11 protein-coding genes are annotated in these 15,140 nt (G+C 64.7%); 2 read left to right on the forward strand and 9 right to left on the reverse strand.

Translation table 11 applies throughout. The features are described 5' to 3' along the window. Positions 1-22 precede the first annotated feature (22 nt). On the forward strand, positions 23-1,039 hold the full coding sequence (locus U5A57_RS03935) for a 1-aminocyclopropane-1-carboxylate deaminase (RefSeq protein WP_321908356.1): 1,017 nt from the start codon (positions 23-25) through the stop codon (positions 1,037-1,039). A gap of 181 nt (positions 1,040-1,220) precedes the next feature. On the opposite strand, the gene U5A57_RS03940 is transcribed toward U5A57_RS03935, so the two are convergent. The 5 genes from U5A57_RS03940 to U5A57_RS03960 form a co-directional block, all read right to left on the reverse strand. Next, positions 1,221-2,072, reverse strand: a complete 852-nt coding sequence (locus U5A57_RS03940; protein ID WP_321908357.1) for an ATP-binding cassette domain-containing protein — start codon at positions 2,070-2,072, stop codon at positions 1,221-1,223. An 87-nt stretch (positions 2,073-2,159) separates the two neighbouring features. Further along, on the reverse strand, positions 2,160-3,833 hold the full coding sequence (locus tag U5A57_RS03945; RefSeq protein ID WP_321908359.1) for a cyclic peptide export ABC transporter: 1,674 nt from the start codon (positions 3,831-3,833) through the stop codon (positions 2,160-2,162). Between the two features lie 21 nt (positions 3,834-3,854). Continuing rightward, complete coding sequence (gene fhuB, locus U5A57_RS03950; protein ID WP_321908360.1) at positions 3,855-5,873, reverse strand: Fe(3+)-hydroxamate ABC transporter permease FhuB; 2,019 nt, start codon at positions 5,871-5,873, stop codon at positions 3,855-3,857. Positions 5,874-5,881: 8 nt separating this feature from the next. Next, on the reverse strand, positions 5,882-6,787 hold the full coding sequence (locus U5A57_RS03955; RefSeq protein WP_321908361.1) for an ABC transporter substrate-binding protein: 906 nt from the start codon (positions 6,785-6,787) through the stop codon (positions 5,882-5,884). Positions 6,788-6,818: 31 nt separating this feature from the next. After that, a complete protein-coding gene (locus U5A57_RS03960) occupies positions 6,819-9,044 on the reverse strand; it encodes a TonB-dependent siderophore receptor (RefSeq protein ID WP_321908362.1) in 2,226 nt (741 codons plus the stop codon). A gap of 184 nt (positions 9,045-9,228) precedes the next feature. Here U5A57_RS03960 and U5A57_RS03965 point away from each other — a divergent pair, with 184 nt between their 5' ends. Further along, a complete protein-coding gene (locus tag U5A57_RS03965) occupies positions 9,229-10,050 on the forward strand; it encodes a helix-turn-helix transcriptional regulator (protein WP_321908364.1) in 822 nt (273 codons plus the stop codon). Positions 10,051-10,146: 96 nt separating this feature from the next. Here U5A57_RS03965 and U5A57_RS03970 read toward each other — a convergent pair whose 3' ends face one another. From U5A57_RS03970 to U5A57_RS03985, 4 genes are read right to left on the reverse strand one after another with little or no spacing between them, the layout of a single operon-like run. Further along, a complete protein-coding gene (locus tag U5A57_RS03970) occupies positions 10,147-11,256 on the reverse strand; it encodes a sn-glycerol-3-phosphate ABC transporter ATP-binding protein UgpC (RefSeq protein ID WP_321908366.1) in 1,110 nt (369 codons plus the stop codon). Between the two features lie 6 nt (positions 11,257-11,262). After that, positions 11,263-13,245 (reverse strand): glycoside hydrolase family 127 protein, encoded by a 1,983-nt coding sequence (locus U5A57_RS03975; RefSeq protein WP_321908368.1) that lies wholly within the window; start codon positions 13,243-13,245, stop codon positions 11,263-11,265. A 15-nt stretch (positions 13,246-13,260) separates the two neighbouring features. Further along, complete coding sequence (locus tag U5A57_RS03980) at positions 13,261-14,202, reverse strand: carbohydrate ABC transporter permease (protein ID WP_321908370.1); 942 nt, start codon at positions 14,200-14,202, stop codon at positions 13,261-13,263. After that, on the reverse strand, positions 14,195-15,136 hold the full coding sequence (locus U5A57_RS03985) for a sugar ABC transporter permease (RefSeq protein WP_321908373.1): 942 nt from the start codon (positions 15,134-15,136) through the stop codon (positions 14,195-14,197). The genes U5A57_RS03980 and U5A57_RS03985 overlap by 8 nt, the downstream gene beginning before the upstream one ends. Between the last annotated feature and the right edge of the window lie 4 nt (positions 15,137-15,140).

The raw sequence follows: 15,140 nt of genomic DNA on the forward strand, positions 1-15,140 counted from the left end.
GCCGACCTTCCGGAGAGAGTCGATGAACCTCCAGCGCTTCCCCCGTTATCCACTGACGTTCGGACCCACACCCATCCAGCCGCTCAAGCGCCTGAGCCAGCATCTCGGCGGCAAGGTGGAGCTATACGCGAAGCGCGAGGACTGCAATAGCGGACTCGCCTTCGGCGGCAACAAGACGCGCAAGCTCGAATACCTGATTCCCGACGCGCTCGCGCAAGGCTGCGACACGCTGGTTTCGATTGGCGGCATCCAGTCGAACCAGACGCGTCAGGTTGCGGCCGTCGCCGCGCATCTCGGCATGAAGTGCGTGCTGGTCCAGGAGAACTGGGTCAACTATTCCGACGCCGTTTACGACCGGGTTGGCAACATCCAGATGTCGCGCATGATGGGCGCGGACGTGCGGCTCGTGCCGGACGGCTTCGACATCGGCATTCGACCGAGTTGGGAGGAAGCGCTCGAGAGCGTGCGCGCGGCTGGCGGCAAGCCGTATGCGATACCGGCGGGCTGCTCGGAGCATCCGCTCGGCGGACTCGGCTTCGTGGGCTTTGCCGAGGAAGTGCGGGCGCAGGAGGCTGAACTGGGCTTCAAGTTCGACTACATCGTCGTGTGTTCGGTGACAGGCAGCACGCAGGCCGGCATGGTGGTCGGCTTCGCGGCAGATGGCCGCGCAGATCGTGTGATTGGCATCGACGCTTCGGCTACACCGGAGAAGACGCACGCGCAAATCACGCGCATTGCGCGTCATACGGCTGGGCTCGTCGATCTCAACCGCGACATCGGCGAAAAAGACGTGATTCTCGACACGCGTTATGCGGGCCCGGAATACGGCTTGCCGAACGAAGGGACGCTGGAGGCGATTCGTTTGTGCGCGCGGCTGGAGGGCGTGCTCACCGATCCCGTGTACGAGGGCAAGTCGATGCACGGCATGATCGACAAGGTGCGCCGCGGCGAATTCGAGCCGGGGTCGAAGGTGCTGTATGCGCATCTGGGCGGCGTGCCGGCTTTGAGCGCGTACAGCTTTATCTTCCGCGACGGCTAACGCGGCGTGGCGGTGCCACGGTCTTTGACTTTGGTCACGGCGCGCCGGGCCAATCGCAACGACAATGGGCGCCCTACACGTCGTGGGAGCGCCGGGCCCTCTTGCCTCTCCTGCGAACTTCGCGCCGGGCTTTGCAGCCCGGCGTTTTTTTTGCTGGGGAGGGCCTTCGCGCATTGCCGCATCAACGCGCGAAGCTGATCGGCGTGCCGCCGTCCGGATGCGCAACGGTGCCCATCGGAATGCCGTAGATCGCGCTCAGTATGTCGGCTCGCATCAGCTCGGCGGACGGCCCGTGGGTGAGCAGGCTGCCGCCCTTGAGTGCGATGAGTTCGTCACAGAAGCGGCCCGCCATGTTGATGTCGTGCAGCACCACGATCACGCCGATGCCGCGCTCCTCGCTCAGTCGCCGCACGAGCGCCAGCACCTCGATCTGGTGCGCGATGTCGAGCGCGGAAATCGGTTCGTCGAGCAGCAGACAATCGCTGTCCTGCGCGACCAGCATCGCAAGCCACGCGCGCTGGCGCTCGCCGCCTGAAAGGCTGTCCACGGCGCGATCGGCGAATCGCACCATGTCGGTCTGCTCCATGGCTTCCAGCACTTTCTGCGCATCGGTGCGCGAAAAGCGGCCGAGCGCGCCGTGCCACGGATATCGTCCGAGAGCGACGAGTTCGCGAACGGTCATGCCGTCTGCGGCGGGCAGTTGTTGCGGCAGATAAGCGACCTTGCGCGCGAACGCACGGCTTTCCCACTGCGCGAGCGGCCGGCCCGCGAACGTGAGCGTGCCCGCGCCGGGCCGCTGCTGACGCGCGAGCAGCTTCACAAGCGTCGATTTGCCCGAGCCGTTGTGGCCGATCAGACCATACATCCGACGCTTCACGAGCGTGAGCGACAAGGGCTTGAGCAGCGTGCGGCCACCCACGTCGAACGAGACGTCTTCCAGGGTGAAAAGCGCCTGCGCCTCGCAATCGTGCGCACGCGCGGCACGGTGAACGGGTTGCGCTTCGTGCAGCGCCTTCTCGTGCGAAAGCTTCATGGGCGAATTCGTCGGCAAAGGCGTTGGAGAATTCATTGGCAAGATACTCGATAGCGATTGTTCATTGGTATTAATTGGCATGACTGATCAACGAGCGGCGAGCGGTACATCCGTGTCTTTTCCTGCTCCCGTGTAGCGCGTGCTCAAATCCGCACCCGCGCCAGTTTCCACGATCTGGCCATAGTCGAGCTTGATATAGCGATCGGCGAGATGGAAATATCGGTCGTCGTGCGTGATGACCAAAACGGTCTTGCCCTTCGCCCTCAACTCGGGCAACAGCTTGCGATAGAACACGTCCTTGAAGAGCGGGTCCTGATCGGCGGCCCATTCGTCGAACAGGTAGAACGGCCGGTCCTCCAGATACGCCACCAGCAGCGCGAGCCGCTTGCGCTGGCCTTGCGAAAGTTCGAGCGTGGAGAACGCGCCGTCCTCGACGCTGACCTTGTGATCGAGTTGCAGATGCACGAGCAGGTCTCGCGCCGTTTGATCGAGCCCGTCAAAGCGGATGCCAAGCAGGCTGTCGAACAGGAAAAAGTCGCTGAACACCACCGAAAACAGCTGTCGATAACTGTCTCGATCGGTGTCGTTCACGCTCGCGCCGTTGAGCACGATACGTCCGCTTTCGGGCGCGTAAAGCCCCACGATCATCTTCGCGAGCGTGGTCTTGCCGCTGCCGTTGCCGCCGATCAGATAGACCAGTTCGCCCGGTTTGAACGCGAGGTTAACCGGTCCGAGCGTGAACACTTCATTCTCTTTTTCGCGGAAGTAGCGATGCGTGACGCTGTCGAGCGCGATGCTTTCGAAGGCGCCCTTTACCGGCGCATCGAGTCCGTTTTCGAGCGGCAGTTCGGCGTTCACAGCCTCGATACGCTCCAGCGCCACACGCGCGGTGCTGATGTTCGGAATCGCCGAGAGCAGCGACTCGATCGGCATGATCATGTAGAGAAACACCATCGCGTAACCCGACATCACGTGCGTATTCACGGGCAAAACGCGTACGACCACGAATAGCGTCATGCCGATGAACGCAAACAGGATGAAGCTGCCCCAGCTCGCCGCCGCCGCGTAGAGCACGTAGCCGCGCGTGCGCTGCACGCGCACGGCTTCGACGTTGGTGAACAGTGTGTCGTTGATGAAAGCGGCGCGACGCGGACGATGCAGCTTGAGTTCCTTGGCGCCGTCGAACAGCGCGCGAAAGTGGCGCACCAGATCGTCCTCGCGCTGGCGCGACGCGCGCAGGTGAAAGAGCGCGCGGCCGTTGGCAACGCGAAAGCCCGCCGCACCGATGCCGATCGTCACGATCGCCACCAGCAGAATCTGCCACGACAGCACGCTCAGATAGGCGAGACAGCCGATGATGACCGCGCTCTGCATGGCGAGCGCGGGCATGCGCACGAACAGCATGACGATGGCGTCGAGGTCCTGCGTGAGTACGGCGAGCGAGCGCGCCGCGCCTTGCTGCTCCAGATGGCGAAACGAGGCGTCGCCGAGCCGCCGGATCGTCTGCATGCGCAGGCTCGCCTTGGCGCGCTGGCCGAGGTCCATGAAGAGCGTCTGCGAGAGCGTGCGCGTGGCGAGCACGATCACGCCGAGCACGACGAATTGCCAGCCGAGGTGCGCGAGCTGCGCCACGGACGCCGACAGCGCCTGGTTGATGAGCGCGACGAGGCCCGCATTGCCAAAGCCGCTGACGAGACTGGTAGCGAGCGCAACGAACAAGGTCGAGCGTGAATTGCGCGCGAGCTTCAAGAGCATGGACATGAGTTTCCCTGAGACAGTGCGTCAGGAACCGGACCGGTCTTGCGCCGGGTGCCGGAACATTGTGAGGATCAAATAGAGTCCGCCGAGCAGCGTGGCCATCACGCCAGCCGGCATTTCTTGTGGAAACAGCACCCAGCGGCCGAGCCAGTCCGAACCGATCATCAGCGCCGCGCCGAACACCGCGCTGAGATACAGCAAGGGCATGGCGCGGCGAATGCCGAGCATGCGCGCCATGTGAGGCGCCATCAGGCCGATAAACGAGAGCGGTCCGATCACGAGCGTCGCGACCGCGCTCAAGAGCGCGCTCAGCATCAAGAGACCGAAACGCGCCCCGGCAATGCGCACGCCGAGCCCTGCCGAAACCGCATCGCCGAGCGGCAAGATTTCGAGCCAGCGGCGGCACAGCGGCACGGCGGCGAGCGCGAGCAACGCGCACGCCGCTACCAGCGCGGCCATCCACGGCCCGACGTTGTAAGTCGAGCCCGCCAGCAGGTTGTAGAGGATGATGACGCGCGGATCGCCGCTCGAAATGGCGATGACGGAGACGGCCTGGAACGCTGCGCTCAGCGTCATGCCCGCGAGAATCAGCGTGTCGGGAGAAAACGACGAGGCGCGCGAGATCAGCACGAGCGCGCACAGGGTGAGCATCGAGCCGGCCGCGCACCACGCGAGGAAGGTCGGCAGCCCCGGGTGCGCGGTGAGAAAGAGCGCGCCCGTCAAGCCGAGCGCACCGCCCGCCGAGATGCCGAGCAAGTCGGGACTCGCCATCGGATTGCCGGTCATGCGCTGCACGATGCCGCCCGAGAGCGCGAGCAGCACGCCCACGCCGGCCGCCGCCGCGACATGCGGCAGGCGCAGAAACAGCAGCGCCGTGGCTTCATGTACATGGCTCAGATGCCAGCCCGCGAGGCCGCGCCCGAGCGTGAGCGAGAGCACGGCCGCGCACGTCAAGGCCAGCGCGCTCGCGCACGCGACGCGCCGCAGGCCGCGCGGCGAGAGCGGGGCGCCAGGGTGTGGGGTCGTTTGCGCGAGATCCGGGCGGCCGCGCAGGCGGCGCAGCATCGCGAGCAGAAGCGGCGCGCCGATCAGCGTGGTGATCGCGCCGGTAGGTATCGCCATGCCGAAACGTGCCGCACACAGTTGCGCGAGTTGATCGGCGAGCCATAGCAGCGCCGCGCCGATCAGCGGCGACCACATCACACGCTCGCGCAGGCGGCGCGCGCCGGCGAGCCGCGCAACGGCGGGCGCCGCAAGCCCGACGAAGCCGATCACGCCCACGGCGCTCACCACGAAGGCGGCGATCAGCAGCGTGAGCCCGAGCGTGATGCCGCGCGTGGCCTGCAGCGAGACGCCGAGGCTCGACGCCACCGTCTCGCCGAGATCGAACACGGCCATTGGCCGCAGCAACAGCAGCAAGAGCAGCGCGCACGGCGCGAAGCGCGCGGCAAGCGCGAGCGCCACGCGCCAGTCGTGCTGCGCGAACGAGCCGCCGCCCCACACCAGCAGGCCGCTCAGCAGATCGTAGTGCGAGATCGCCAGCGCCAGACAGAACGCGCCGCCGCAAAGATTCACGATCATGCCCGCGAGGATCAGCGCGAGCGGCGACATGCCGCGCTGCGCCGCCAGCACGAACACCGCGGCGAGTGCCGCTGCGCCGCCCACGAGCGCAACCGCATCGCGGCCACCCGCCAGCAGGAAAGGCGCGTAGACCGTGGCGAGCGCTAGCGCGAGCCACGCGCCCGAAAAGACGCCGAGCGTCATCGGTTCGGCGAGCGGATTGCGCAGAACCTGCTGCGTCGCGACGCCCGCGAGGCCGAGCGCCGCGCCGCATAGCAGCGTGACGGCAACGCGTGGAAAATCGCTGTAGTGCGCGAGCAGTTGCGCCACGTTCGTGTTTTCGGGCGCGACGAGCGCCTGCCACCAGAGCGCGGGCGAGAGCCGGGCGTCAAGGCGCAGCGCGAACAACAGCGCCGCGAGCGCGAACAGCGCGCAAACGGGCAATAGCGGCGTGCGGCGCAGCGGCACGAAGGGCGTAGTCATGGCGTCCCTCATGCTGCCTCCGGTGCTTGCGCGGCAGCCAGCGCGTCGACGAGCGCATGCGCGAAATACGCCGCGCTCAGAATGCCACCCTCGGGCGGCACCTCGGCCATGCCCGTCATGCGGCCCGTGCGCGCGAACGGCATGGCCTGCCAGACGCGGCTCGTCTGCATCATCGTCGCGGTCATGGCGGGCAACGGCTTCACGTACACGAGCGTCGCGCGCGTATTAGCGTCGAGCGCATCGAAGCCGATCATGGCCGCAGCCGCCGCGCCGCCCCACGCGTTGCGCAGGCCCAGTTGCGCGAGCAACTCGCCGAACAGGCTATGCGTGCCGAACACGCGCAGACGCGATTCGTCGATAAAGCGCGCTATGTAGAGAGGCGCGCCGCCGCGTGCGTTCGCATACGCGGGCAGCGCATCGAGCCGCGCGCGCGCCTGCGCGATCGCTCGCCGCGATTGCGCCACGGCGGCTTCGCCTTGCGCTTCGCGGCCAAACAGATGCGCGAGGCGCATCGTCTCCCCGCAGGCGTCCGTATACGGCGTCGGGCTCGCGCGGAACTGGCCGAGCGTGACGGTAGGCGCGAGGCGCTCAAGCGAGCCGCGCAGCGAAGCATGCGCGGGCGTGATGACAATGAGATCGGGCTTGAGCGCCAGCATCAGTTCCATGTTGGGCTGGAACATGAGCCCCAGATCGACCACGGAATCGGGCAGCGGACATGCCGTGAAATTGCGCCGGAAGCCCGGCGTGTTCGCCATGCCCACAGGCACCACGCCGAGCGCGAGCGTCAGCTCCGCCAGGCCCCAGTCAAGCACGATCACGCGGCGCGGCACGGTGGTCCGCGCGCGCGCGCCGAGGCTGACGACGTTCAGACAAGCGCCGCCCAACAGCGCGGCGAGCAAGGTCCTGCGTTTCATTGCATCGGATCGGAAAAGAGGAAGGGCTGAGTTACCACTGGTACTTCGCTCCCGCCGTGAGCAGACGGCCTTGCCCCCAGTAGCAGTAGTTCGCGCCCGTGCAGGAGGCGAAGTACTTGCGGTCGAGCAGGTTCGACACGTTCAGCCACGTAGTCCAGCCTTGCAGGCTCGAGAAGCGGCGGCCAAGGTCGTAGCGCAGCGAGAGGTCCACGAGCGTGGCCGACGAGGTCATGAACGAGTTCGCCGTATCGCCATACGAGCCGCCGATATAGCGCACGCCGCCGCCGAACAGCAGCCCCGCGAGCGGTCCGGCGGAGACCGTGTAATCGGCCCACAGCGAAGCCGTGTTGCGCGGAATGCCCACCGGCACCTTGTCGAGTGCGGTGTTGCTTTTCGTGTTGAGCAGGTTCGTGTAGGTGTAGCTCGCGATCAGCTGCAGGTTGTTCGAGAGACTCGCGTGGCCTTCCACTTCGAAGCCCTGCGAACGCACCTGGCCCGTCAGCACGCTGGCGCCGCTGTGGAGCGGGTCGCTGGTCTGCACGTTGTTCTGGGTGATATGGAACGCCGACACCGTGACGAAGCTGTTATAGCCCTTCGGCTGCAGCTTCACGCCCACTTCGTACTGCTCGGCCGTGAGCGGTGCGAACGCCTCGCCGCTGTACGTGGTGCCGACCTGTGGCTGGAACGAGCGCGAATAGCTGACGTACGGGGCGACGCCGCTGTCGAACTGGTACACGCCACCCGCGCGCCACGTGAACGCGCGGTTGAACTGCGTGGTCGTCGCGCCGGTCTTGTACGAGGTCACGTCTTCGTTGGCCCAGTCCTCGCGGATGCCGAGCAGGAACGACCACTTGCCGATGTCCAGCTGATCCTGCGCATACGCGCCGAGCTGTTTGATCGACGTGGCGTTCGACGTCGAGAACATGAAGTTCGGATACGGAATGGTTTGGCCGTAGATCGGGTTGCTTTCCTGCAGACCCGGCGTGGAAGTCAGGTTGCCATAGAAGTAATGGTCGAACTGCATGTTCTGGTAATCGAGGCCGACCGTGACGTTCTGCTTGACCGGCCCCGTATTGAACTTCGCGTTCAGCTGATTATCGACAGTGTGCGAATTGACGCTGCCGTAGTTCAGATACGCGGTGCGCGCGAGCGTGTCGGTGCCCGACTTGAAGCCGTCGTTGCCCACGTACTGGATCGTCTGCGTGTTGCGCAGGAAGCGATAGCTCTGCTTGAACGACCACACGTCGTCGATGCGGTGCTCCAGTTGATAGCCGATCGACATCTGCGTTTTGCGGAAGCTGTCCCACGTCGGCTCGCCCGGATTGAGGCTGCGGCTTTGCCACGTGTACGGCACCGAGTTGTAGATGCCCGCTTCCGGGTCCGCCTGATAGTTCGCGAAGACGGTGAACGTCGTGTCCTTCGACGGGCGGAACTGGATGGTCGGCGCAATCGAGAAGCGCTGCTGGTTCACGTAGTCGGTTTGCGTGCCGGTGTTGAAGCCGTCGGCGGTCAGGCGGTAGAGCACGGTGCCGTCCTTGTCGACCGGGCCGCTGAAATCGAAGAAGCCCTGGATGCGGCCATAGCTGCCGGTTTCCAGGCCGACTTCGTGATACGGCGTGTCGGTCGGCATCTTGCTCACGAGATTGACCGTGCCGCCGGGCGAGCCCTGGCCGTACAACACCGAAGCCGGACCGTGCAGCAGCTCGATGCGCTCGAACATGTACGGATCGAAGCTCGTGACGTTGAAGCCGAAGCCGCCGTTCGGGCCCGGCGTGCGCAGGCCGTTCCAGAATTCGTCCACGAGGAAACCGCGTGCGTAGAGGTATTCGAGCGAATCGGTATTGGTGCCGCGTTGTTCGGGGTTGATGCCCGAGGTGTAGCGCAGCGCCTGCGCCACGCTTTGTGCACCCTGCACGTCCATCTGGTCACGCGTGACGACCGAAATGGCCTGCGGCACCTTGATGATCGGCGTGTCGGTCTTGGTGCCGGTCTCGCTGCGCTTCGCCACATAGCCCACCACCGGACCCGTGGCCGTTTCGCTTTGACGCGCGCCCTGCACGACGACGGCCGGCAGTTGCTGGCCCGGTTGCGCAGCGGCGTCCGACGCCGCCACGGGCGCCACCGCTGTTTGCGCACTGGCGATCTTCGCGATCGCGAGCGCCACGACCGCCGTGATCGTGCGCATCTTGATCCGCTTCGCCTCGCATGCCTCGATGTTGCTGTCGTTCGACGACTTTCCGATCCATCCCCGATTCATCCCACGTACCCCGTTCAAGATTTAAGACTCGCCAAATTACGAATGCGAATCATTTCGATTGTCATTTATAAATCAGCAGGCGGACGATAGAATACGGTCGGAGCGGCGCAGACGTCCTGTCAATTCGCTACGCGAAACCGTCGAAATTTGACGGTTTTGCCGTATATCCTCAAAAGACTCACAAATGACCGATATCTGGCAACGCATCACCGGTACGCAGCGGCGATATCTCAAGCGTCCCGTCATCGCCAGGCGGTGCGATTTCGAAGCCGGCGACAGCGAAAGCTGGCACTCGCACACGCAACCGCAGTTCGTCTACACGACGCGCGGCGTGCTGCGCGTCATCACGCCCGACGGCGCGTGGACACTTGGCCCGTACCGCGGCTTGTGGATCGCGCCGCTCGTTGCGCACGAGTTGCAGGCGGTTAGCCAGGTGGAGATGTACACGGTCTATTTCGAAGTCGACGTCGCGCCGCGCGAGGAGCCGAGCTGCCACGTGCTGATGATTTCGACGCTGCTCCATGCGCTGGTGAGCGCGCTCGCGCTCGATCATCAGAACGGCCATCCCGAGCGCCGCTCTGGGTTGATCGACCCGCTTCTGCTGCAGGAGATGCGCGAGGCGCAGCTGGCTTCCGAAGGGCTGCTGCCGCTACCGAAGGACCGCCGCCTGCAACAGATTTGCGGCCAGCTGATGGACGCGCCCGCCGACAATACCCCGCTCAACGACTGGGGCATGCGCGTGGGCGCGAGCGAAAGCACGCTGGAGCGCGCTTTCAAGGACGAGACTGGCCTCACGTTCGGCCAATGGCGCCAGCGCTTGCGGCTGGTGGAATCGATCTCGCGGCTCGCCAAGGGCATGGCGGTTTCCACCATCGCCACCGAACTCGGCTACCGCAACTCCAGCGCCTTCATTACGATGTTCCGGCGCGCGATGGGGGAAACGCCCCAACGTTTCCTGCGCAACCGTAGCGGGCTGGAGCAGGTGACAGTGCATCAGGCGCAATAGCCGAACGCGCGCCGGATACAGCTGAACCGAGCGGCGGCGCAAGCAAAACGCCTGCGGTTCAGCGCATGTTTCGACCCGCGGGCTGCACCCTCATCATCACGCCGCTAGCGCGCCTTCAATCCTGCGCTGAAACGCCTTCCCTTCACCGTCGAACAGATGGCAATGCTCGGGCTTCGCGCCGAGCTTTTGCGCGTGGCCCTTCTCGTGCCGCTCGAGCGGTGCAATGCGTGCGATCAGGCCGTCGGGTGCAACGCGCGACTCGGCATACAGATACGCGGCGTCGCCGAGCGACTCGACGGTCATCGTGCGCGCCTGGGTGCCGTCCCCGGTGGTGCTCGCATGCAGGTGTTCGGCACGAATGCCGACTGTCACCTTGTCGCCTTCCTTCGCCGCGCCCGGTTCGACCGACACGCGCTGGGTTTCGCCCGTCTCGTAACGCACGGTCACGCCGTCGCGCGACACAGCCTGCACGGCGCCTTCCAGGAAGTTCATCTTCGGCGAGCCGATGAAGCCGGCAACGAAGCGGTTCGCCGGCGCGTGATACAGCGTCGTCGGGCTGCCGACCTGCTCGAGCTTGCCCGCCGACAGCACGACGATCTTGTCGGCCAGCGTCATCGCCTCGACCTGGTCGTGCGTCACGTAGATCATCGTGGTCTTCAGTTCGTCGTGCAGACGCGCGAATTCGAGGCGCATCTTCACGCGCAGCGCGGCGTCGAGATTCGAAAGCGGTTCGTCGAACAGGAACACCTTCGGCTTGCGCGTGATCGCCCGGCCGATCGCGACGCGCTGGCGCTGCCCGCCGGATAACTGCTTCGGCTTACGGTCGAGCAGATGGTCGATGTGCAGGATCTTCGCCGCATTGCGCACGGCCGAGTCGATTTCCGGCTTCTTCGCGCCGGAGATTTTCAGGCCGAACGCCATGTTGTCGTAGAGCGTCATGTGCGGATACAGCGCGTACGACTGGAACACCATCGCGATGCCGCGCTTCGCGGGAGGCACGTCGTTCATGAGTGCGCCGTCGATCGTCAGGTCGCCGCCGCTGATATCCTCGAGGCCCGCGATCATCCGCATCAAGGTCGATTTCCCGCAGCCGCTCGGGCCCACGAAGACGACGAACTCGCCGTCCGCTATGTCGAGACTCAGGTTGCCGATGACTTCGTGGTGATCGTATTGCTTCCTGACGTTGTGCAGTTGTACCCGTCCCATGTCGCTTCATTCCCCTCGATAGTTCAACCAGACCTTCATCGGTCCGCTTTCGCGGTTGTGCCACGCAAAATAAGGAATCGCGATCAGGGTGGCATGGTCGTTCCGCGCGGTATCGGCGGTATCGGCGGCCTCGGTCAGCGGCCGGTAAAGCGCGCCTGTCCAGTCCGCACCGATTTCGCGTTTGTGCGCGCTGCCCTCGAGCACGACCACGCCCCCGAGTTGCGCTTCCCGCCATTGCGCTTCGAGTAATGGCGGGTCGACGTATAGCTCGTCGAGATCGACGCCCGGCATGTCGGCGCGTTCGACGCAATACAGCACCGGCCCGCGACTCAATGCAATCCGGCCGCGATTGTCGGGCACCTTCGGGTGACTTTGCCAGGCACGCAGGGCCATGGGCAGCGTCAGGCGGACCACATCGCCGGGTTGCCACAGGCGCTGGATCACGATGTAGCCGTGCGCGTGCGCAGTGGCTTCGATCGCAACGCCGTTCACGCTCAACCCGATCGAGGGGTTCGGCTGCGTGGCGGCTGCAGCGCCTTCGCGAGTGGTCACGAAACCGGACGCGCCGTTGAGCCACCCCGGAACACGCAACTTCAGCGCGAACTCGCCTTGACCATCGACGGCGATTTCAACGGCGCCGTCCCACGGATACCGCGTGCGCTGACGCAGTTCCACCGTGCGCCCGTTGAAGTCGATTCGCGCGTCGCTTTCCATATACAGGTGCACGTAAATGGAGTCAGCATCGGTCCCATAGACATAACCGGGCAGCGACGCAATCGTGCGCGCGACGTTTGGCGGACAGCATGCGCAGTAGTACCAGGGTTGCCGGCGATGCCCGCCGTCGTCCTCCAGCGGATTCACGTAGTAATACGCGTCTCCAGCGAGCGACCAGCCCGGCAGCATGCCGTTGTACAGCGTCCATTCGAACAGGTCGGCATAGCGGGCCTCGCCCGTTGCGGCGAGCATGCGGTGGCACCACATCATGCTGCCGATCGCCGCGCAGGTTTCGGTATAGGCCTGGCTGTTCGGCAACTCGAAGTCCGCGCCGATCGACTCGCCGTCATGCCGCGCGCCAACGCCGCCAGTGATATACATGCGATGCGCGACGAGCCGGTCCCACAGCGTTTCGAGCCTTGGCAGCAGGCCGGCTTCGCCGGTCTCGAGGTAGAGATCGGTTACGCCGCAGGCCATGTACAAGGCGCGCACCGCATGCCCGGCCAGGGTCTCCATCTGCTCGAACGGCACGTCGTCCTGGAAATAGGCGTCGCCGAACCGGCCGCCCGCGAGCAGGCCGTGACCGCGCGCCTTGATGAAGAAACGCGCCAGCGCGAGATACTGGTCGTTGCCCGTTTCGCGCGCGAGTTCGATGAGCGCCATTTCGATCTCTTCGTGCCCGTCGATGGCTTCGATCTTGCCTTCCGTTTCCGGGCCGAAGCGATCGCACAGCAGGTTGGCGAAGCGGATCGCCACGTTCAGCAAGCGGCGCTTTCCGGTTGCCCGGTGGTGCGCCACCGCGGCCTGAATCAGATGGCCCGCGCAATACATCTCGTGCAGGTCGCGCAGGTTGCTCCAGCGTTCCGCCTTGCGCTCCACGCTGAAATAGCTGTCGATATAGCCGTCGTCGTCCTGCGCGCGTTCGATCAGGGCGATGCCCTCGTCGATGCGTTTTTCAAGCAGCGCGTTCGGTCCGCGCGCCACGACCCACGACGCCGCCTCGAGCCACTTGTACAGGTCGGAGTCGTTGAAGAATATGCCTTCGAAGGGGCCATCGTAGTCGCCGGACACGCGGCGGAAATTGTTCAGCCGCCCCGTGCTTTCAAGGAGGTCCCATTGGCTCGGCAACGTCTTGTCGATGTTCGTCGCAAAGCGCCGCCCCCAGAAGTCGCCGAGCAGCTCGACCGCCGTGACGGCAACCGGTTTGATGCGCGCGTAGCGCGTGGAAGCGGAATCGACTACTACAGGCTGTCGCAAGGTTCTGGTGTCGTTCATGATGTATGGGGAGGGTTATGCCTTGACCGCGCCAGCAATCAGACCGTTGATGTAAAAGCGCTGCAGCAGCAGAAAGAGAAGCGCGCACGGCAGGATAGAAATCGTGATGCCGGCCTGCATGAGCCCCCAGTCGATCGCCCCGAGTTGTCCGCTTTGCGCGTTCAGGAGCATGACGGGGAGGGTGTAGTGCCTGGCGTCGCCGAGCAGGATCAGCGCGGCCAGCAGTTCGTTCCAGGAACCGAAGAAAGCGAACAGCCCAGCCGTCACGAGCCCCGGCAGCACCAGCGGCAGCATGATCATGCGCAGCGACTGGAGCGAGCTGCATCCGTCGATTAGCGAAGCGTCCTCGATTTCCAGCGGAACCGAGTCGAACGAGTTGCGCATCATGAACACGGCGAACGGCAACTGGAACGTCGTGTAGACGAGCGCGAGCCCGAATAGCGTGCCCTGCAGATGCATCCAGCGCAGCAGCACGAAGAGCGGGTTGAGGATCGACTGGAACGGAATCATCAGCGTCGCCAGGATGACGACGAAGATGACATTGCGCCCCCGGAAGCGGAATCGCGAGAACCCATAGCCGCCGAGCGTGGAGAGCACGAGCGTCATGGCAACCGTCATCAGCGCCACAGACGCGCTGTTGCCGAGATAACGCCAGATCCCTTCACCGTAGCCCGCGAGGTTCTGGTAGTTCTCGAACGACAGACGCGACGGAATCCAGCGCGGCGGCGATGCGCTCGCATCGGCGGGCGAATAGAACGAAGTCAGCGCGGACCAGGCGATCGGAAACAGAAAGATCAGGGTGAGCACGCCGCAGATCAGGTAGTAAAGCGCTACCGAAAGCCGCGCCTTCAGCCGGCTCGCGTGGCCCGCATAGTCCACGGCGGGCACGCTGGACGTCAGTGGAGTCGGCGGCATGGGAACGAAGCCGGTTTCGGCGGAACGTAGCTTGTTACTCATCGTCGTCTCGCAGAAGAATCATCTGGATCACGCTGAGCGCGAGCAACACGATCAGCAGCACCACCGACATTGCCGCGCCGTAGCCGAGCTTGAAATACGTGAACGACGCGCGATAGATCCAGTGGACCACGGTGATCGTGCTGTTCATTGGCCCGCCTCGCGTCATCACGTAGAACTGCTCGAACGCGAGGTAGGAACCGATCACGGCCATGATCAGCGCGAGCGCGAAGGTGCGCCGCATCATCGGCAGCGTGATATAGCGTTGTTGCGCCCACCACCGCGCGCCGTCGATGCGCGCCGCCTCGTACAGGTCGCGCGGAATGGCCTGCATGCCGACCAGCAGGATCACCATGGTGAAGCCGCACGCTTTCCACACCACCATGACGATCAGCGAGGCGAGCGCGGAGTGAGTGTCGCCGAGCCACTGGACCGGCTCGCTGACAATACCCAGTTGCATGAGGATCGCGCTGAAGATACCGACCTGATCGTTGAACAGCCAGACCCAAAGCAGGCTCGCCGTCGTCATGCCGATGACGACCGGCAGAAAGAACGCCGTCCTGAAGATGCCGACGAAGCGGCTTGCCTGATTCACGAGCAACGCCAGCAGGAACGCCACCACGAAGATGGCAGGCGTCACGAGCAGCGTGTACTCGGTCGTAAACCACAGCGCGCCCCAGAACGACGCGTCGTGCAGCAGTTCCAGATAGTTGCGCAGTCCCGCGAACGAGGGGACGCCCATCAGCGGCCAGCGGTAAAACGACATGCCGATCGTCATCGCCAGCGGCAGCAGGAAAAACACCACCGTGAAGGCGAGGCACGGCAGCACGAACCAGTACCCCGCGCCGCGCCGGCCGACGCCTCCACGTTGCTTGCGAGCGTTGGCTGGCAGCGCGAAACGGGTGCCGCCGGGCGGTGCATCGTTGAGGACGTCCATCGTC

It is taken from the genome of Paraburkholderia sp. J11-2, from assembly GCF_905220185.1.
Lineage (GTDB): Bacteria > Pseudomonadota > Gammaproteobacteria > Burkholderiales > Burkholderiaceae > Paraburkholderia.